The sequence below is a fragment of the Paraburkholderia phenoliruptrix genome (assembly GCF_019511605.1).
Taxonomy (GTDB): Bacteria; Pseudomonadota; Gammaproteobacteria; order Burkholderiales; family Burkholderiaceae; genus Paraburkholderia; species Paraburkholderia phenoliruptrix_A.
This window is the reverse complement of the sequence record NZ_JAEUAV010000028.1, coordinates 34,846-53,029: the sequence shown is the minus strand read 5'-3', so window position 1 is coordinate 53,029 and position 18,184 is coordinate 34,846. Positions and strand designations below refer to the sequence as shown.

Genomic DNA, 18,184 nt, shown 5'->3' with positions numbered 1-18,184 from the left:
TTATGCTCCGCCCGTCACGCGAATCACTTCTTCGAGCGACGTGAGGCCGGACTCGAGCCAGCGCTGCGCGTCTTCGCGCAGCGTGAGCATGCCCTGCGCGCGGCCCGCCGCAAGAATGTCGGCGTCCGACGCATTGCGATGAATCAGCGTGCGGATCTCGTCGTCGATCAGCAGCAGTTCGTATACGCCGCGCCGACCCGCGTAGCCCGACTGGCCGCACTTGTCGCAGCCGACCGGATGCCAGTGCACGCTGCCGTCTTCGTCGACGCGCTGTTCGCGGCACACCGGGCACAGGCGCCGCACGAGCCGCTGCGCCAGCACGCCGAGCAGCGACGAAGCCAGCAGATACGGCTCCACGCCCATGTCGGTCAGACGCGTGACGGCCGAGGCGGCGTCGTTGGTATGCAGCGTGGCCAGCACGAGGTGGCCGGTGAGCGAAGCCTGCACGGCAATCTGTGCGGTCTCCAGGTCGCGGATTTCACCGATCATGATCACGTCGGGGTCCTGCCGCAGAATGGAGCGCAGCGCCCGCGCGAAGGTCATGCCGATCCGCTCGTTCACCTGCGTCTGGCCGATGCCCGACAGGTCGTATTCGATCGGGTCTTCGACCGTCATGATGTTGGTGGTCGCGGTTTCCAGACGCGACATCGACGCATACAGCGTGGTCGTCTTGCCCGAGCCGGTCGGGCCGGTCACGAGCACGATGCCGTGCGGCCTGCCGATCAGCTTGTCGAACTTGCCGAGCGTGTCCGCGCCCATGCCGAGCGCCTCGAGGTTCAAGCGGGCAGCGTCTTTTTCGAGCAGACGCAGCACCGCGCGCTCGCCGTGGCCGGTGGGCAGCGTGGAAACCCGCACGTCGACCGGACGACCGCCCACCCGCAGCGTGATGCGGCCGTCCTGCGGCAGACGTTTTTCGGCAATGTCGAGTTGCGCCATGATCTTGATCCGCGAAATCAGCGCGCCGTGCAGCGCTTTCTTCGGGCGGACCACGTCGCGCAGCGTGCCGTCCACGCGAAAGCGCACCACCGACGCATTCTCGAACGGCTCGATGTGAATGTCCGACGCCTGTTCGCGCGCGGCCTGCGTGAGAAGCGCATTGATCATGCGGATGATCGGCGCGTCGTCTTCCGATTCCAGCAGGTCTTCCACCTCGGGAATGTCCTGCATCAGGCGCGACAGGTCGACTTCGCCTTCTACTTCGCCAACCACCTGCGCAGCGCTGCCGTCCTGGCGCGCATACGCCTGGTTGATCGCCTGCGCGAGCTCGTCGGCGGGCAGACGCACCACTGAAACCGCGCCGAAATTGCGCGCGACTTCGGCGAGCGCCGCTTCGCTCGTGCGCTCGCTGATCCACACTTCCAGGCTGTCGGCGTGCTGGTGCGCGACGAGTATCTGGCCGCTGCGCGCGAAGCCGTACGGCACGAGCCGCGCGGCAATTGCCGACGGCGCCGCGCGTTCCGCGTGCTCCGCTACGCCGGCAGAGGCGGAGCCGACAGTGGGCGCGCCGTCGGACGGCGCTCTGGCGGCCCGCGACGATGCCGGCGACGTTGCTGCTGACGGCGGCATGGACGGCGTATTCACGGCTTGACTCCTGGTGATGCGGTGGACGGCGCGACCGGCACCGGATTGCTTTGCACGGCGCCGTTGACGCCAGGCGCCGCGGGCACGGTGGACGGCGCGGTGGTGGGCGCCGGGTTCGCCTGCGGCGTGGCGCCCCGCGGCTGCATCTGCTGACGGCGCATCTGGTCGAGATCGAACAGATTCAGCGTCGAGCCGCCCTGGCTCGGACCCGTCGGTTTCGGCGGCACCACCGGATCGTCGTTGTCCTTCATCAGGTTGTTGTCCTGACGGTACGAACCCTGCACACCTTGAATATAGTCGTAGCGGTTCGACGTGACAGCCTGCGCCGTATCGCGATCGTTGATGATGACCGGACGCAGGAACACCATCAGATTCGTCTTGTTGCGGTTTTTCTGCTCGGAGCGGAACAGCTGGCCGATCCATGGAATGTCGCCCAGCAGCGGCACCTTGCTGTTGCTGACCTGGTAATTGTCCTGCATCAGCCCGCCGAGCACGATGATCTCGCCGTTGTCGGCAAGCACCGTAGACTGGATCGAGCGTTTGGTGAACTGCGGGCCGGCGGGGTTCGTCGTCGCGTTGGTCGTGCCGTTCACGATCGCGGAGTCTTCGGTGTAAAGCTGCAGCTTGAGGATGCCGCCGTCCGTGATCTGCGGCTTGACATGCAGCGTCAGGCCCACGTCGACGCGGTCGTAGGTGTTGAACGCCGAGCTTGCGGTGCCGCTCGTCAGGTTCGAATACGAGCCGGTCTGAATAGGTATGTTCGTACCGACGACGATCTTCGCTTCTTCGTTGTCGAGCGTAATGAGGTTAGGCGTGGACAGCACGTTGGCGTCGGCGGTTTGCGAGAGCGCCTGGAGCAACGCGCCCAGTCCTTGCACGCCGAAGATGTTGTGAATCCAGCCGATGTTCAGCCCCTGCTGCACGCCTTGCGTGGCGATTGCCGAAGCCAGACCGCCGGTGGCTCCGGCCGCCACGGCCCCGGTCGTCAGGTTGATGATGCTGTTGCTCTGCCCGGTTGCCAGATTGGTGCCGGCAAATATCGAATTGTTCGCGACCTGCCACTGAATGCCGAGGTTGCCGCTCGTGTTCGAATTGAGCTCGACGATCAGCGCCTCGATATAGACCTGCGCGCGGCGCGCATCGAGCTGGTCGATCACCGCGCGCAGATTGCGGTACACCGGCTCGGACGCGGTGATGATCAGCGAATTGGTCGCGGCGTCCGCCTGAATCATGCCGCCTGGCTGATTGTCTTCGTTCTTGTCCTTGTCGCCGCCAAGAAGCCCGCCCGATTGAGCGTTACTGTTCGCGCCATAGCCGCCCGCGCCGCCGCCCATCGGCGAAGACATGGAGCTCGAGTTCAGCCCGCCGGACGGCAGCGGCGGCGTGCCGGCCGTGCCAGTCGAATTGTTGCCGCCGATTCCGCCGCCGGTATTCTGGTTGAACGAATTCGCGTCGTTGCCGCCGGTGGCCGAGCCGCTTTCGCCGCCTTTGCCGAGCATGCCGCGCAAGGTCTTGGCGAGCTTGGTCGCTTCGGCATTACGCAGCGGCACGACGTGCATGTTGCCCGGCATGGTGGTCGGCGTGTCGAGCTCGCGGGCAAGGGTCCTCGCGGCAGCAAGCCGTGCCCCGTTCGACGCGCGAATGAGCAGCGAATTGGTGCGCGGGTCAGCGGTGATCGAGACCTTGAGCGTGGCGTCGGTACTGCCGATCGCGCCGGGGTCGAGCATCTTGTTCAACTGCGCGGCGATGTCGAGCGCGTTGGCGTTCTTCAGTTGTACGACAGACACGGACTGACCCGCCGCCGTATCGACACCCGCGATGATCTGCGCGATGCGCCGCACGTTGTCCGCGTAGTCGGTGACGACGATAGTGTTGTTGGCCGGGTAGGCGGCTACGGTGTTGTTCGGCGAGATCAGCGGGCGCAGCACCGGCAACAGGTTGTTTGCCGATTCGTTTTTCAGCGTGAATACCTGCGTGACAACCTGGTCGCCGCGCGCGGTGGGCGAATTGCCGACGTAGGTGGGCACGCCTTGCAGTTTGGCGTCGGCTTCGGGCACGACCTTCAGGACGCCGTGGTCCTGAACGAGCGCGAAGCCTTGCATGCGCAACGCCGATTGCAACGTCTTCAGCGCCTGGTCCTCCGGCACTGCGTTTTCCGACACGAGATTCAACTGACCTTTGACCCGCGGGTCGACAATGATTGTCTTGCCGGTCGCCGCGCCGATCGCCTTGGCGACCTGGTCGATATCGGCATTGACGAAGTTGAGGGTCACCTGCGAGTGTGCGGTCTGCGCAGTGACCAGTCCAGCCAGCAGCAACGCCGTTGCGACGCGACGCAAAGCCATACGATTTCTTCTCATGGAATGTAATGTCGGTGCCGGCAGCGGAAGCTGCCGACGGTCATGCAGCACGGACAGGGGAGCAAACCGCCGGTCGGTCGGTCTGCCGGCGGGCCAGGTGGGCGAAACCCGCCCTAAAATGCTGGCCATCCGATGTCCGAAAAGAAAGAACAGTAACAGTTTTTCATGTCGGATTTGTCACAAATGGAAAGCTCCGGAGAGTTTCCCCTAAGGTCCGCGCCTGCTGCGAGGCCCTTGAAAGGTGAACCGCCGCATTCCGAAAGCCCCCAGAAAACGCCGTGTTTTCGCGGCCTTATGTCGGTTAGCCAACTTGACGGACCCCGGCCTGCCGGTATCATACGAGCCGTTCAAGCCAGCGGTTCACCGCCGCGAAGGCGGGTTTTCCCGTACTGCCGGCCAATGCCGCATCCAGATTAAACCCGCCGGCTCACCTCGTCTGAACATTGTCCGATGCACAACGTTACGATTCCTTACCCTTGCGTTTTGCCTCGTCGTCCTTACCGATGAAACGAACCTTCGTCACGCTTCTTGCAGGATTTACCGTATTGGCCGCGGCCGGGACCGCACGCGCCGATTGCTTCGACGAAGCCGCGAAATACCAGAAGGTCAACCCGCTGATCCTGCGTGCGATCGCGTGGCAGGAATCGCACAACCGTCCGGACGCGCAGCACAAGAACGCCAACGGCTCGACGGACTACGGCGTCATGCAGATCAACTCCATTCATCTGCCCACGCTGGCTCAATACGGCATCTCGCAGGGCACGCTGATGGAGCCGTGCAAGAACGTGTACATCGCGGCCTGGCATTTGCGCCGGCAGATGAACAAATACGGCAATACGTGGCAAGCCGTCGGCGCGTATCACTCGGAAACGCCCGCGTTGCGCGACAAGTACGCTCAGCAGATCGCGGCGATCCTGCGCAAGTGGAACCTGATGCCGGCAGCACGCTGAATCGCCGGTCCGAGCGGCCGGTTTCCGGCCTCTCCCGCTTGTCCCTGCAGATTTGATGCACAATGCGGCTTCGTGCCGCCGCCGGCGCTCGACCGCCGTTTCGGACGTTTCGGAGTCACGCGGCGGCGTTCGGCGCGCCACGCCTTCCAATCCTCCCGATTTCCTGTACTGCGATGAACCAGCCGCCACTGCCCGTCACCGTGCTCTCCGGTTTTCTGGGCGCCGGCAAGACCACGCTCCTGAATCACATCCTCGCCAATCGCGCCGGCCTGCGGGTGGCCGTGATCGTCAACGATCTGGCCGCCGTCAATATCGACGCCTCGCTCGTGCGCGAGGCCGCCGCGCTGTCGCATCTCGAAGAACAGCTTGTCGAACTGTCGAACGGCTGTATCTGCTGCACACTGCGCGACGATCTGCTGGTCGAGATCAAACGCCTTGCCGCCGAAAAGCGCTTCGACGCCATCCTGATCGAGTCGACCGGCGTGGCCGAGCCCATGCCGATTGCCGAGACCTTTGCTTTTGTGGACGACGACGGCGCCGCGCTCAGCGACGTGGCGCGGCTCGATACGATGGTCACCGTGGTCGACGCGTTCAACTTTCTGCGCGACTACGGCTCGGCGGACGCGCTTGCCGAACGCGGCATTGCCGCCACGGAAGAAGACGACCGCACGCTGGTCGAACTGCTGATCGAGCAGATTGAGTTCTGCGACGTGCTGGTGGTGAACAAGGCCGACCTCGTCAGCGCTGACGAGTTGACGCGTCTGCAACGCATTCTCGCGCGGATCAACCCGCGGGCCGTGCAGGTGGTGAGCCGCTTCGGCGCGGTGCCGCTCGAGCAGGTGGTGAATACAGGCCGCTTCGATTTCGACGAGGCGTCGGGCGCGCCGGGCTGGCTGGCGTCGCTCCATCAGCACGAGCATGGCGATGAACACGGCCATAGCCATCATGGCGAAGCGGACGAGTTCGGGATCGGCAACTTCGTTTATCGCGCGCGCCGGCCGTTTCATCCGGAGCGCCTGTGGGCGCTGCTGCACGAGGAGTGGAAGGGCGTGCTGCGCAGCAAGGGATTTTTCTGGCTCGCGACGCGCAATGACATTGCCGGTTCGCTGTCACAGGCGGGCGGCGCATGCCGGCATGGTCCGGCGGGTATGTGGTGGGCCGCACAGGATCGCAGCGAGTGGCCCGACGCCGATCAGGATGCCGAACTGGCCGCCGAAATCGCTGCCGACTGGTACGGGGCGCCGGACGACATGAGCATCGGCGACCGTCGCCAGGAGCTGGTGCTGATCGGCGTGAACATCGACCCGGCGCGGTGGTCCGCGAAGTTCGACGCATGCCTGCTCACCGACGACGAATTCGCGCTGGGACCACAAGGCTGGCAACAGTTCAAGGACCCGTTCCCGGCATGGGATTTCGACGAGGACGATCACGACCATCACGGTCATGGGCACGACCACGACCACGATCACGGCGAAAACGGTCACGGTCACGGCCAGATCGTGCATCGTCACGACTAGCGGCGCTGCCGGCCGCCTTCCCGACACGAGCCGCGGCCCCGCGCGCGGCTCGCTTGCGCGTCGCGCCCGCTCCATCTGCCCGCAAAAAGACGAAAAAAAACCCGCCGTGGGCGGGTGTCAACTGCCTGGCAGTAATCTGCTTAGCGCTTGTTGACTGCGTCTTTGAACGCCTTGCCGGCCGTGAACTTGACGGTCTTCGCGGCCGGAATCTTGATGGTCTCGCCCGTCTTCGGGTTGCGACCCGTACGCGCTGCGCGCTTGCCCGAACCAAAGCTGCCGAAGCCGATCAACTGGACCGCGTCGCCCTTCGACACAGACTTCTTGATCACTTCAAGCAACGTGTCCAGCGTTTCACCGGTTTGAGCCTTGCTGGCGCCCGTCTGTCCAGCGACGGCGTCGATCAGTTCCTGTTTGTTCATTAAGGTTCCTTTCTGAGTTTAGGTTGACACGAACAGCGCGAACGCGCCGATTATACGTGCGCGCGCCGCGCCGTCGAGCAGCTGCGGCTCCGGAGCCCCTCCGGATCGAAAGCGCCGGACAGCGAATGTCCGTCGGCCGTGCTGCCGCTCCCTTCGCGGCGCTTGCTATGATAGCGCAGCGCAAACCCAATCAGGACAAGGGTTTCGAAGAATTACGCGGTTTTGGAACAGATACAGCAAGGAAACGGCACTTTTTGCTGGCCGCCCCTTGCTGAGAAGCCCGAAACCCAGTGTGGACGGGGCTTTGACGTTGGTTTTTGCCAACGCTCGGCGCGTCTGTTTCGCCGCCCGGCGAGCCGCGCGCGCTGGCGGTAACGCTGCACCCGCTCGCGCGGGTCACTTCAGGGCATCGCTTCGCCTCCCGCATGACCGATCCGCTCATTCCAGCCGTGCTCTCGTTCAGGAGCAACGGCACGCCGTTTTCGCCGCTCTACGACGACATTTATCACAGCGCCGTCGGCGCGCTCGAGCAGGCCAACCATGTGTTCCTTCGCGGCAATGCGCTGCCCGAGCGCTGGCACGGCCGGCGCGTGTTCACCGTGCTGGAGACGGGCTTCGGCATGGGTATCAACTTTCTCGTCACGTGGGCCGCGTGGCGTGCCGACCCTTCTCGCTGCGAGCGGCTTCACTTCGTTTCGACGGAAAAGCATCCTTTCACACGCGACGATCTGCGCCGCGCGCACGCCGCGATCGTTGCGGACGCAGCAATCGCGGCGCTTGCCGACACGCTGGCGAACCAATGGCCGATGCTCGTGCCCGGCACGCATCGGCTGGAATTCGACAATGGCCGCGTGGTCCTGACACTGGTTTTCGACGACGCACAGCAGAGCTTGCCGAATCTGCGGCTGCGCGCTGACGCGTTCTATCTGGACGGCTTTGCGCCCGCCAGGAACCCCGAACTATGGACGCCTGCGATCTTCAAGTCGCTCGCGCGGCTGGCAGGCGAGGGCGCGACCTTCGCCACTTACAGCAGCGCGGGCGACATCAAGCGCGCGCTGACTCAAACGGGCTTCGAATACCGCAAGGTCGACGGCTTCGGCTGGAAGCGCGCGATGCTGGTCGGCCACTTTGCGCCGCGCTGGCGCGTACGCCGGCACGAGCCGCCCGTCGCGCTCGGACCGTTTGCCCCCGACGAACGGCACGCGGTGGTGATCGGCGCGGGCCTCGCCGGCTGTGCGGTGGTCGAGCGCCTTGCGGCGCGCGGTTGGCGCGTGACATTGCTGGAACGGCACGCTTGCGTCGCAGAGGACGCCTCGGGCAATCCGGCGGGCGTCTTCCACCCAATGATTTCGCGCGACGACAGCGTCGCCTCGCGCGTCACCCGCGCCGGTTTTCTGTATGCGCTGCGGCGCTGGACGGACTTGGAACGGCTCGGCCATGCGCCGACGCGCGGGCGCCCTGGTCTGCTGCAAATCGCCGAAACCGAAGACGAAGCGCGCGCGATGCACGAGGCCATCGCGGCGTTCGGTTATCCGCCGGAGTTCGTCACGCCGCTTTCCGCCGACACCGGTGGTCAACTCGCCGGCACGGCGCTCGCGCGCGGCGGATGGTTCTTCCCGCAGGGCGGCTGGATCGATCCGGCATCGCTGTGCGCTGCGCAATGCGCCGCGGCCGGTGACCGGCTCGAGCGGCGCTTCGGCGTGCAAGCCGCGCGCCTCGAGCGTGCGGCCAACCAGTGGAGCGTGCTCGACACGGCAGGCGAGTTGTTGGCGCGTGCGCCTGTGGTGATTGTCGCGAGCGCTCACGATGCGGCGCGCATTGCCGGCTTGCGCCATGCGCCGACTCGCAGCATCCGCGGCCAGCTCACGTTGCTGCGTCGGGGAGCGGCGCCGTCGCTCGAATTGCCGGTAATCGGCGAGGGCTACGCGATACCGCTGCCTGACGGCGTCACACTGACGGGAGCCACGTATGAACTCGACGATGTCGATACGTCGCTTCGCGCAGCCGGTCATCTGGAAAACCTGGAGCGCGTCGCACACATGCTCCCCGCGTTCTCGCGCGTGGCCGGCCGCGCCGAAGAAGCCGCGCCCGCCGGCTCGCGTGCACAAGCGCCAGCGCTCGCAGGCCGCGTTGCATTCCGCTGTGTGACAAGCGACCGCATGCCGATGGTCGGTAACCTCGCCGACGAAGCGCTCGCCACGCGCGACGCGGAGCGCTTGCGCGGCGCCTGGCCGCTCGATCTGCCGCGCGCGCAGGGGCTGTACGGCGCGTTCGCCTATGGTTCGCGCGGCCTGGTGTGGGCCGCGCTCGGCGCGGAACTGATTGCCTCGCAAATCGAAGGGGAGCCCTGGCCGCTCACACGCGACCTTGCCGAGGACATCGACCCCGCGCGCTTTTTACTGCGCGCGCTGCGGCAGGGAAGCGTCGCCGGTTAACGCTCGGGTTTGACGCGCCGCGGTTATCCACCGCAAATTGTGGATAACCGCGCTGTTTACCGGCGCAACTCATGTGGAGCCGTTGTGGACGTAAACGGGGTAACTCCAGCGCCTCGCAATTTCGCAAAAAGTTACCCGCGTATACGAGTCGTCATCGCACATGCTGTGCGCCCGGTTATGAAGTCGGCAACGCGATGATTTGATTCGGTAAACACCGGTTATCCACAGAAAACGAGGCAGCTTGTTAACTGCTACTACGTATACATACAGTAAACGCGTAAACAGCAAGGCCTGAGCTGGACCGTGCGCCACCGCACAGATCAGGCAAGCACTGCAACCCTTGCGCTAAGCGCTGTCCTGAAAAGCACATATGAAGCGAGCACACTGCCTTGGACCTCCGCGAGTGAACCGGCCGGCGATGCGTGCGCGTCGCACCGGTAAAGCCGGCTCAACCGATAAAGGCGGTCGCTTTTTCCACGTGTCATCAAGATGAAGTACGTTTTTACCGTTTTGTCTGCATGTTCGTGTGTTTTCGGTCGAAGCTGAACAAGCTATGGCACAATCGCCGTTCTTTTCCGCGTGGTGCCTCGCCTCTAGCGGTGCCCGCTGCTACGGAACGGTGCCGTCCAATCCGACTCTGATTCAACGTCGACGGCGTCCTTTCACCGTGCCGTGCCGGCTGCTACGGCCGCACCCCTGAATGCGCCGAGTTCCCTGCCACTGCGGCGCGTTCGAATCATCCGATCGTTGAAAAACTCGCAACGCGGATCACGCGAAGCGATTGCGACAGTGAGCGTCTCGTGCGTTCACCCGCTCGCCGGTGTTCGCGCCGGCTTACGCTGGTTCGTGTCATCTGCCGTTGCTGCAAAGGAGAAGCCATAACGATGAACTCGGCGTTTTCATTTTTTCCAGCCTGGCCGCTCGCCCCCGACGCCATTTTTTGGGCTGGTCTGGCGTTGCTTGCCGCGGGTTTGTGCGGCGAGTTGTGCTATCGGGCGTGGCGTTTGCCGCGTATTTCGGGCTACGCGGTCATCGGTCTGATTGCGGGCGCGGCAGGCTCGGGCGTAATCGACGCCGACTCGGCCAAGGCGGCCCGGCCATTGCTCGATGTGGCGCTTGGCCTGCTGTTGTTCGAACTCGGCAGCCGGCTCGATCTGCGCTGGATCCGCCGTAATCCGTGGCTCGTCATGTCGAGCGTCGCGGAAGCCACGCTCACGTTCGCGCTGGTTCTGCCGGTGCTGCTGTTTTTGAACGTGCCGCTAATGGTCGCAACGGTACTTGCGGCCATTGCCATGGCGACTTCGCCCGCCATGGTCATCCAGCTCAAGACCGAATTGCGCGCGGAAGGCCAGGTCACGCAACGTCTTTTGACGCTGACCGCGTTGAACAGCATGTATGCAGTGGTGATCGAGAAGCTCGTGTCGAGCTGGTTGCATCAGGAAGCGTATGGCAATGTTTTTGCCACCATTGTGCAACCGCTTTATCTGCTGGCCGGCTCGCTGGTGCTCGCGTATCTGCTTGCACGTACCTGCACGTTCTTTTATCGACGGCTCAACATGCAGGACGAGCATTCGTTCGTTGCGCTATTCGGTCTGGTCCTGCTGGCCATTGCGCTCGCGCACCTGTTCAAGCTGTCGACCATTCTCGCGCTGCTGGCGGCCGGCATTATCGTGAAAAATCTGGAAGCGCGGCCGCAGTTGTGGCCGCAGCATTTCGGCACCGCCGGGTGGCTCCTCACTGTGATTCTGTTCGTGCTGACGCTTACTTCGTTCGAATGGAAAGACATCGCGCTGGGCGGCGTTGCGGCACTGGGCCTGATTGTTGCGCGGCTTGTCGCCAAGCTGGTCGGCGTGCTCGCGTTCGCCAAGCCGAGCGGGCTGAACTGGAAGCAGGGCATGGCGCTTGGCTTGTCGTTATCGCCCATGTCGGCGCTGGCTTATCTGCTCGTCGACGACACCTACAACCTGTATCCGAACTTCGATCCGCGATTGCGCGCGATCGTCATGTGTTCGATTGTCGTGCTGCAGATCCTCGGGCCGTGGCTCGTTTATCGCAGCCTCGCGCTGGTTGCCGAGCGGCGCGAAGAGTAAGCGCCTCGCATTGCGGGCCACACGCTATCCGATTTATTCGTTTTAAAAAAACGGCCGGGCTTCTGACAAATGCCTGGCCGACCTCACTCAGGGGACGCCATGTCACTCGAACCCTTCATCGATTCGAAGCCGTTCACTTTCGGTGTCGAACTCGAGATGCAGATCGTCAATACGCATGACTATGATCTGACCAAAGCCGGCTCGGATCTGCTGCGCCTCGTCAAGGATCAGAAGATCCCCGGCAACATTACGCCGGAAATCACCGAGAGCATGATCGAGCTTTCCACCGGCATCTGCACGAACCACGAACAGGCGCTTGCCGATCTGCGCAAGATTCGCGACACGCTCGTGGCCGCAGCCGATCATCTGAACGTCGGCCTGTGCGGCGGCGGCACGCACGCTTTTCAGCAATGGAGCGAGCGGCAGATCGTGGACACGCCTCGCTTCCAGTACCTTTCCGAACTGTACGGCTATCTCGCGAAGCAGTTCACGGTGTTCGGCCAGCACGTGCACATCGGCTGCCCGGATGCGGACAGCGCGCTATTCCTGCTGCATTCGATGTCGCGCTTCATTCCGCATTTCATTGCGTTGTCCGCGTCGTCGCCTTTCGTGCAGGGCGTGGACACCGGTTTTCATTCGGCACGCCTGAATTCCGTGTTTGCGTTTCCGCTCTCGGGCCGCGCGCCGTTCGTGTTGACGTGGGACAGCTTCGAGGAATATTTCTCGAAGATGGTGCACACCGGCGTGGTCAACAGCATGAAAGACTTCTATTGGGACATCCGGCCGAAGCCGGGTTTCGGCACCATCGAGGTCCGCGTGATGGATACGCCGCTCTCCGTGGATCGCGCCGCGGCCATTGCGTGCTACATCCAGACGCTCGCCCGGCATCTGCTCCTCGACAAGCCCGTTACGCCGCACGAAGACGACTACCTCGTCTACACGTTCAACCGCTTCGAGGCTTGCCGCTTCGGTCTGGCCGGAACCTGCATCAATCCGCAAACCGGCGAACGCAAGACCATTTCCGAAGACATTCTCGAAACGCTCGAGCGGATCGCGCCGCACGGCGACGCGTTGGGCTCCGGTCATGCGCTGGCTGAGATCGGCGCAATCGCGCGCGGTCAGATCAACGACGCGACCTGGCTAAGAGGCGTCGCGGAACAGGAAAAGTCGCTGCATGAAGTGGTCAGGCAACAGTGTCTGGCGTGGCGCGCGTGAGTTGCCTCGCGCCCTTTGTGTTAAACCGTAAGAAAACCCGCCGCGTGCGGGTTTTTTTTCGCCGATAAAATTTCCAGTTCGGGGCCCTTAAGGTTTTCCAAAGATGTACGTATACATACGTAGTAGTAGTTAACAAGCATCGCCTTGGGCTGTGGACAACTGAATAATTTCCTGCAAAGTCAAGGCGCTGCGTAAATCATAAGTGGGCTGCGGGGCGGTGCGTGCGCAGCGGTAAACGAGGACAACTTAAGGACTGCTTGACCGGGGGCACAGGTTTATCAAGAATCGGCACACATGTCTTCCCCGACGTTATCCCACGGTTATCCACAGATTACGTTGGATAACTTAGCTGTACGATTCGCCGCTCTCGCATAGAATGTCGTCTTAACTGCTTTGGCTTGCAAGGCGGTGAATTTTTGAGATAGTTGAGACCGTCTCGTCCTGTTTTGGGCGGGGCTACCCCACACAGGCTACGGGCGTTCCCGGCAAGCAATCGGCCGGCACCGCACAAGAGCTGTAAATAAACCAATCGAAGATTATGAGCGAAGGCGTATACGGAGAACAGGCAACCGGGCGAGTCACCCACAGCCTCTTGCGACTGAGCACGGCCATGCGAAGCCAGGCCTGGGAATGGGCGGAAGGCGCGGGACTCACGCCCACTCAGGGCGAGATCCTGGTTTTGTTGATGCAGCGAAAGGGTCCTATGCGGCTCGGGGAAATCGCACGTGAAACGGCATTGACCGCCGCCACCACCAGCGACGCCGTCAGCACGCTCGAAACCAAGGGACTGGTCGAGAAGCGCCGCGCGCTCGACGACGGCCGCGCGCTCGCCGTGCGTCTGACCGCTCGCGGCCGCACGGCTGCCAAGCGTGCCGCGCAATGGCCCGACTTCCTCGCGAAGGCAGTCGGCACGTTGCGCGACGAGGAACAGGCGTTGTTCTACCGCACGCTGCTCAAGACGGTTCATCAACTCGAAGCGCAAGGCAATATTCCGCCGCACCGCATGTGCCTGAGCTGCACGCACTTCGAGCCGAGCAAGAATCCGAAAAAGACGCCGCATCGTTGCGCGCTGCTCGACCTGAACATGGCGGATACGGACCTGCGTCTGGACTGCGCGGTGCATGAAACCGCCGACGTCGCCACCCAGAAGAAGACCTGGAAGATCTTCGCCCAGTAAGGCCGCTGCTTACCTGGCAATCCGCTACACTGCAACCGGCAGGGCAGACGGCACTCGCCGCCTGCCACGCTTTCCGGTGCCGCGTAGCGGCAGTCTTCAGTCAACCTGAGGTGACAGGCTGATGCATCAGGAAGTTCTGGCCATTCGCCACGTCCACTTCGAAGATCTCGGCAGTCTCGAACTGGTGCTTGGCGAACGCGGGCGTCCGGTCCGCTATCTCGATGTAGGCTTTGCCCGCATCGAGGCGCCGAATCCGGTCACGCCGTCGCTAATGGTCGTGCTCGGCGGCCCGATCAGCGCCACCGACGACGCGCTCTATCCGACTCTCGTACCGCTGCTTTCGATGATCGAGAAGCGCATCGAAGCAGGACTTCCCACGCTTGGCATCTGTCTGGGCGCGCAGCTCATCGCGCGCGCGCTCGGTGCGCGCGTCTATCCGGCGGGGCACACCGAGCTCGGCTGGGAACCGCTCACGCTGACCGACGCGGGCCGCGCTTCGCCGGTGCGTCATCTGGACGGCGCGCACACTTCCATGCTGCATTGGCATGGCGACACTTTCGACCTTCCCGCGAACGCGACGCGTCTTGCCTCCACGAATGCGTGCGAGAACCAGGCGTTTGCATGGGGCAGCCATGTGCTCGCGTTGCAATGTCATCCCGAGGTCCGCGTGGACGGCTTCGAGCGCTGGTTGATCGGCAATGCGGGCGAGCTCGCGAGTCATGGCATCGACGCGCGGCAATTGCGCGCGCAGACTGCGCAGTACGGTCCGGCTATGGAGGCCGCGGCGTGCCGCATGTTCGGCGAATGGCTCAATCAGGTGGAAGCAAAACCCTGAGCGTCAACCTGCGCGACGCGAGGCGGCCTGCAGCAAATGAACCGCGGTGCTATGCTCGACCGCTCTCGGGTTTCTACTAGGCGGTGATCCATGAGCGCGCTATTTTCCCCACTCACGCTGCGTAGCGTGACGCTTCCTAACCGCATCGTCGTCTCGCCGATGTGCCAGTATTCCGCCGAGCGGGGCGAGGCCACCGCGTGGCACATGATTCACCTCGGCAGTCTTGCGTTGTCGGGCGCCGGCATGTTGTGCATCGAGGCGACGGCGGTCGAACCGGACGGCCGTATCACGCCGAGCGATCTCGGCTTGTGGGACGACGCGACCGAGGCGGCGCTCGTGCCGGTGCTCGCCGCCATCCGCAAGCATTCGCATATCAACGTGACGATGCAGTTGTCGCACGCGGGACGCAAGGCGTCGAGCCATGTGCCGTGGGAAGGCGGCCAGTTGATTCCGGTATCGCAAGGCGGCTGGCTGCCGCATGCGCCGTCCGCGCTGCCGCACAAGGCGGGTGAAGAGCCGCCGCTCGCGCTCGACACGCCGGGGCTCAATCGCATCCGCGAAGCCTTCGCCGCATCCGCGCGGCGCGCCGCGCGCCTTGGCATCGACGCACTTGAAGTGCATGCCGCGCACGGCTATCTGCTGCACCAGTTTCTCTCGCCGCTCGCCAATCAACGCAGTGACGACTACGGCGGCTCGCGCGAGAACCGCATGCGTTTTCCGCTTGAGATCTTCGACATCGTGCGGGCCTCTTTTCCGGCCGACAAACCAGTCGGCGTGCGTGTGTCTGCAACGGATTGGGTCGAAGGCGGCTGGTCGCTCGAAGACACGATTGCGTTCGCGCACGAGCTGAAAAAACGCGGGTGCGACTGGATCGACGTGTCGTCCGGTGGCGTGTCGCCGTTGCAGAAAATTCCGCTCGAGCCGGGCTATCAGATTCCGTTCGCCAAGGCGGTCAAACAGGCGACGGGTCTCACCACCATCGGTGTCGGCCTGATTACCGATCCGGTGCATGCGGAGCAACTGATCGAACAGGGCGATGCCGATCTGATCGCGCTGGCTCGCGCATTGCTCTACAACCCGCGCTGGCCGTGGCATGCCGCCGCGCAACTTGGCGCGACAGTCGAAGCGCCGCCGCAGTATTGGCGCTCGCAGCCGCGCGAGCAGAAGGCGCTGTTCGGCGAGATTTCGTTTGGCCAAAGATGAGGCGGTTCACGCGCACGGCGCACGCGCATCCGGCATACGTTTTTGACGGTTGAACGAAGCCGTCTTGAGCGTGTACGATGCCGGATGTGGCGCATGTGCGTCGCAGGTCGACGCGGCGCTCGCAGGGCGCCGCGTTTGCTATGAGCGCCAGAAAAAATCAGCGCGTCAGACGCGGGCGTTTTCGACGGCTGCCGGACTTCACCCCAGTTCTTCACAAGGATTCATTCAATGAGTTCACGCAGGATCGCCGTGCGTCGTTCCGGTGTGCACGGCAAAGGCGTGTTTGCGCTCGAACCGATTGCTGCCGGCGAGCGGCTAATCGAATACAAGGGTGAGCGCATTTCCTGGAAAGAAGCGTTGCGCCGCCATCCGCATAATCCTGACGAACCGAATCACACGTTCTACTTTGCGCTCGATAGCGGCAAGGTGATCGACGGCAAGGTGAACGGCAACAGCGCGCGCTGGATCAACCACTCGTGCGCGCCGAACTGCGAAGCGGAAGAGATAGACGGGCATGTGTATGTGCACGCGCTGCGCGACATTGCCGAAGGCGAGGAGCTGTTCTACGACTACGGCCTCGTGATCGACGCCCGCCAGACCAACAAGCTGAAGAAGGAATACGAATGCCGCTGCGGCTCGCGCAAGTGCCGCGGCACGATGCTGGCGCCGCCCGAGAAGGAGAAGGGGGCGGCTAAAACAGCCAAAGCCTCGAAGTCGGCCAAGTCGGCAAAGTCCGCGAAGTCGACGAAAAAGGCCAAGAAGAAGTAATGCGCGCAGCGGCGCGCTCGCCATGCGAATGGCGCCGCGACGGCTCGTTGCCGGGCCTCACCGCTACATATCGACCGGCGCCGAGTGCGCCGGTTTTTGTTCGCCGGCCGGCGCGTCGGCGCTCGCGTCGGACGGCCGCACCGCCGCTTGCACGAGCGGAATACGCACGATAAAGCGGGCTCCGCCTTCGGGCGCGTCCTCGTAATGGACGCTGCCGCCATGCAGCACCATGATGTCGTGAACGATCGCAAGGCCGAGACCGGCCCCGCCGTCCACGCCGTTATCGCTCTGACCGTCGCCGCGGAAAAAGCGCTTGAAGAGATCGGCTTGCTGCGTGTGAGGCACGCCCGCGCCATTGTCTTCCACCACGATCTCGGCCATGCGCACATCGTCAACGACGGTTTGCGACACGGTGACCGTTATGCGCCCGCCATCGAAGCGCGAAGGCGGCACGTACTTCAGCGCGTTATCCAGCAGATTGGCGATCACTTCATGGAGCAACACCGGATTGCCGCGCGCGATCAACGGATGATCGTTGGTCGGGTCGTCGAGCCGCTGAAAGCCCAGGTCGATGTGCGACGCCAATGCACGCGGCACCCATTCGGCGCCCGTGTCGAACGCGAGCGCGGCCATGTCGACATTGACGAAGCGCGCGGCCTGCTCGGCCGGCTCTGCCCGCGCGAGGGACAGCAACTGATTGGACAGACGCACCGCGCGATCGGCCGCCGCCCGCAACTCGCGCACAGCGGCGAGCGTCTGCTGCGGGTCGCGCGCGACTGCGGCCTGTTCCGCATGCAGCTTGACGGCCGTGAGCGGCGTGCGCAACTGGTGCGCGGCATCGGCAATGAACTTGCGCTGACCGTCGAGCGCGGTCTTCAGACGGCCGAGCAGCGCGTTCACGGCGCCGGTCAGCGGCCGGATCTCGACCGGCACATAGGTTTCGTCCACCGGTTCCAGTGACGTGTGCGTTTGCCGGTTCAGCGAATCCGCGAGATGGGTCAGCGGATTGAGCTGCTGATTCACCACGCGCCACACGATCACCCAGCCGGCGAGCAGCAGCAACAGCAGCGGCATCATGATCGCAACCAGAAACTCGGCGGCGATGCGAAAGCGGTGATGCACCGGCTGCCCGACCTCCACGACGATCGGATTGCCGACCGGCTGATCGACCCGCACCTGCGCGACGCGCACGGTGACCCCCTGGTGCTGCGTTTCGAACACGTACGCATAATGCATGCGCCGCACGCTCGCGCCTTGCAGCGGAAGCGTCTCGTCGCCGGCAATCTCTGTTTCGCCATTGCTGATCCGATAGACGAGATGCTCCATCGGATCGGAGAACATGGCTTGCGCGAGCGGCGGCACGGTAATGGGCGCGTCGGGGCCCGCAATCTGGATCTGCTTGGAGATGGCGGTCGCGAGATCCGCGAGCGAGCGGTCGACCACGTGCTGCGTGTACTGCCACGCAAGCCAGTAGGCGATCAGGCCGCTCATGAGCGCGAGCAGCGAAAGGGGAGCAGCCAGGCGCCGCAGCAGCGTGCGGCGCAGGCTATTGGCGGCCGGCTGGGGCATGATCGAACGCGCTGGAAAGAGGCTGGCGCGAGGCGCCCTGAAGTTTCGCCGGGCGCCGGCGGCTC

At 63.7% G+C, this 18,184-nt stretch carries 13 protein-coding genes; 9 read left to right on the top strand and 4 right to left on the bottom strand.

Annotation, left to right across the window (positions count from 1 at the left end):
* Positions 1 to 1,581 (bottom strand): type II secretion system ATPase GspE, encoded by a 1,581-nt coding sequence (gene gspE, locus JNB89_RS26300; RefSeq protein ID WP_346656227.1) that lies wholly within the window; start codon positions 1,579 to 1,581, stop codon positions 1 to 3.
* Entirely contained in the window at positions 1,578 to 3,926 is a 2,349-nt protein-coding gene (gene gspD / locus JNB89_RS26295; RefSeq protein ID WP_220364154.1) for a type II secretion system secretin GspD, read from the bottom strand. Before gspD ends, gspE begins: the two co-directional genes overlap by 4 nt.
* Positions 3,927 to 4,444: 518 nt before the next feature.
* Here gspD and JNB89_RS26290 point away from each other — a divergent pair.
* Together JNB89_RS26290 and JNB89_RS26285 are read left to right on the top strand one after the other, a co-directional pair.
* A complete protein-coding gene (locus JNB89_RS26290; protein ID WP_135892558.1) occupies positions 4,445 to 4,891 on the top strand; it encodes a lytic transglycosylase domain-containing protein in 447 nt (148 codons plus the stop codon).
* 173 nt (positions 4,892 to 5,064) lie between these two features.
* A complete protein-coding gene (locus JNB89_RS26285) occupies positions 5,065 to 6,408 on the top strand; it encodes a GTP-binding protein (protein ID WP_220364153.1) in 1,344 nt (447 codons plus the stop codon).
* A gap of 140 nt (positions 6,409 to 6,548) precedes the next feature.
* Here JNB89_RS26285 and JNB89_RS26280 read toward each other — a convergent pair whose 3' ends face one another.
* Positions 6,549 to 6,827, bottom strand: a complete 279-nt coding sequence (locus JNB89_RS26280) for an HU family DNA-binding protein (RefSeq protein WP_006050811.1) — start codon at positions 6,825 to 6,827, stop codon at positions 6,549 to 6,551.
* A gap of 425 nt (positions 6,828 to 7,252) precedes the next feature.
* Between JNB89_RS26280 and mnmC the strand changes: the two genes are divergently transcribed.
* From mnmC to JNB89_RS26245, 7 genes are all read left to right on the top strand, one after another.
* Positions 7,253 to 9,262 carry a bifunctional tRNA (5-methylaminomethyl-2-thiouridine)(34)-methyltransferase MnmD/FAD-dependent 5-carboxymethylaminomethyl-2-thiouridine(34) oxidoreductase MnmC gene (mnmC, locus tag JNB89_RS26275; protein ID WP_220364152.1) on the top strand — a complete coding sequence of 670 codons (2,010 nt, stop codon included), beginning with the start codon at positions 7,253 to 7,255 and terminating at the stop codon, positions 9,260 to 9,262.
* Between the two features lie 884 nt (positions 9,263 to 10,146).
* Positions 10,147 to 11,352 (top strand): cation:proton antiporter, encoded by a 1,206-nt coding sequence (locus JNB89_RS26270; protein ID WP_013340968.1) that lies wholly within the window; start codon positions 10,147 to 10,149, stop codon positions 11,350 to 11,352.
* A gap of 99 nt (positions 11,353 to 11,451) precedes the next feature.
* Positions 11,452 to 12,567, top strand: a complete 1,116-nt coding sequence (locus JNB89_RS26265; protein ID WP_013340967.1) for a YbdK family carboxylate-amine ligase — start codon at positions 11,452 to 11,454, stop codon at positions 12,565 to 12,567.
* A gap of 538 nt (positions 12,568 to 13,105) precedes the next feature.
* Positions 13,106 to 13,744: a MarR family winged helix-turn-helix transcriptional regulator gene (locus JNB89_RS26260; protein WP_013340966.1), complete on the top strand. Its 639-nt coding sequence runs from the start codon at positions 13,106 to 13,108 to the stop codon at positions 13,742 to 13,744.
* A gap of 121 nt (positions 13,745 to 13,865) precedes the next feature.
* A complete protein-coding gene (locus JNB89_RS26255; protein ID WP_220364151.1) occupies positions 13,866 to 14,579 on the top strand; it encodes a glutamine amidotransferase in 714 nt (237 codons plus the stop codon).
* A gap of 90 nt (positions 14,580 to 14,669) precedes the next feature.
* Positions 14,670 to 15,782, top strand: a complete 1,113-nt coding sequence (locus JNB89_RS26250) for an NADH:flavin oxidoreductase/NADH oxidase (RefSeq protein ID WP_135892564.1) — start codon at positions 14,670 to 14,672, stop codon at positions 15,780 to 15,782.
* Between the two features lie 228 nt (positions 15,783 to 16,010).
* Positions 16,011 to 16,550 carry an SET domain-containing protein gene (locus tag JNB89_RS26245; RefSeq protein WP_013340963.1) on the top strand — a complete coding sequence of 180 codons (540 nt, stop codon included), beginning with the start codon at positions 16,011 to 16,013 and terminating at the stop codon, positions 16,548 to 16,550.
* A 63-nt stretch (positions 16,551 to 16,613) separates the two neighbouring features.
* Here JNB89_RS26245 and JNB89_RS26240 read toward each other — a convergent pair whose 3' ends face one another.
* Entirely contained in the window at positions 16,614 to 18,119 is a 1,506-nt protein-coding gene (locus JNB89_RS26240; RefSeq protein ID WP_013340962.1) for a sensor histidine kinase, read from the bottom strand.
* Between the last annotated feature and the right edge of the window lie 65 nt (positions 18,120 to 18,184).

What these genes read in the sequence shown, in the direction of transcription:
- JNB89_RS26270 (WP_013340968.1), top strand. Translation starts at nt 10,147, where the DNA reads ATGAACTCGGCGTTTTCATTTTTTCCAGCCTGGCCGCTCGCCCCCGAC.
- mnmC (WP_220364152.1), top strand. Translation starts at nt 7,253, where the DNA reads ATGACCGATCCGCTCATTCCAGCCGTGCTCTCGTTCAGGAGCAACGGC.
- gspD (WP_220364154.1), bottom strand. Translation starts at nt 3,926, where the DNA reads ATGGCTTTGCGTCGCGTCGCAACGGCGTTGCTGCTGGCTGGACTGGTC.
- JNB89_RS26260 (WP_013340966.1), top strand. Translation starts at nt 13,106, where the DNA reads ATGAGCGAAGGCGTATACGGAGAACAGGCAACCGGGCGAGTCACCCAC.
- JNB89_RS26285 (WP_220364153.1), top strand. Translation starts at nt 5,065, where the DNA reads ATGAACCAGCCGCCACTGCCCGTCACCGTGCTCTCCGGTTTTCTGGGC.
- JNB89_RS26245 (WP_013340963.1), top strand. Translation starts at nt 16,011, where the DNA reads ATGAGTTCACGCAGGATCGCCGTGCGTCGTTCCGGTGTGCACGGCAAA.
- JNB89_RS26255 (WP_220364151.1), top strand. Translation starts at nt 13,866, where the DNA reads ATGCATCAGGAAGTTCTGGCCATTCGCCACGTCCACTTCGAAGATCTC.
- JNB89_RS26240 (WP_013340962.1), bottom strand. Translation starts at nt 18,119, where the DNA reads ATGCCCCAGCCGGCCGCCAATAGCCTGCGCCGCACGCTGCTGCGGCGC.
- JNB89_RS26265 (WP_013340967.1), top strand. Translation starts at nt 11,452, where the DNA reads ATGTCACTCGAACCCTTCATCGATTCGAAGCCGTTCACTTTCGGTGTC.
- JNB89_RS26250 (WP_135892564.1), top strand. Translation starts at nt 14,670, where the DNA reads ATGAGCGCGCTATTTTCCCCACTCACGCTGCGTAGCGTGACGCTTCCT.
- JNB89_RS26280 (WP_006050811.1), bottom strand. Translation starts at nt 6,827, where the DNA reads ATGAACAAACAGGAACTGATCGACGCCGTCGCTGGACAGACGGGCGCC.
- JNB89_RS26290 (WP_135892558.1), top strand. Translation starts at nt 4,445, where the DNA reads ATGAAACGAACCTTCGTCACGCTTCTTGCAGGATTTACCGTATTGGCC.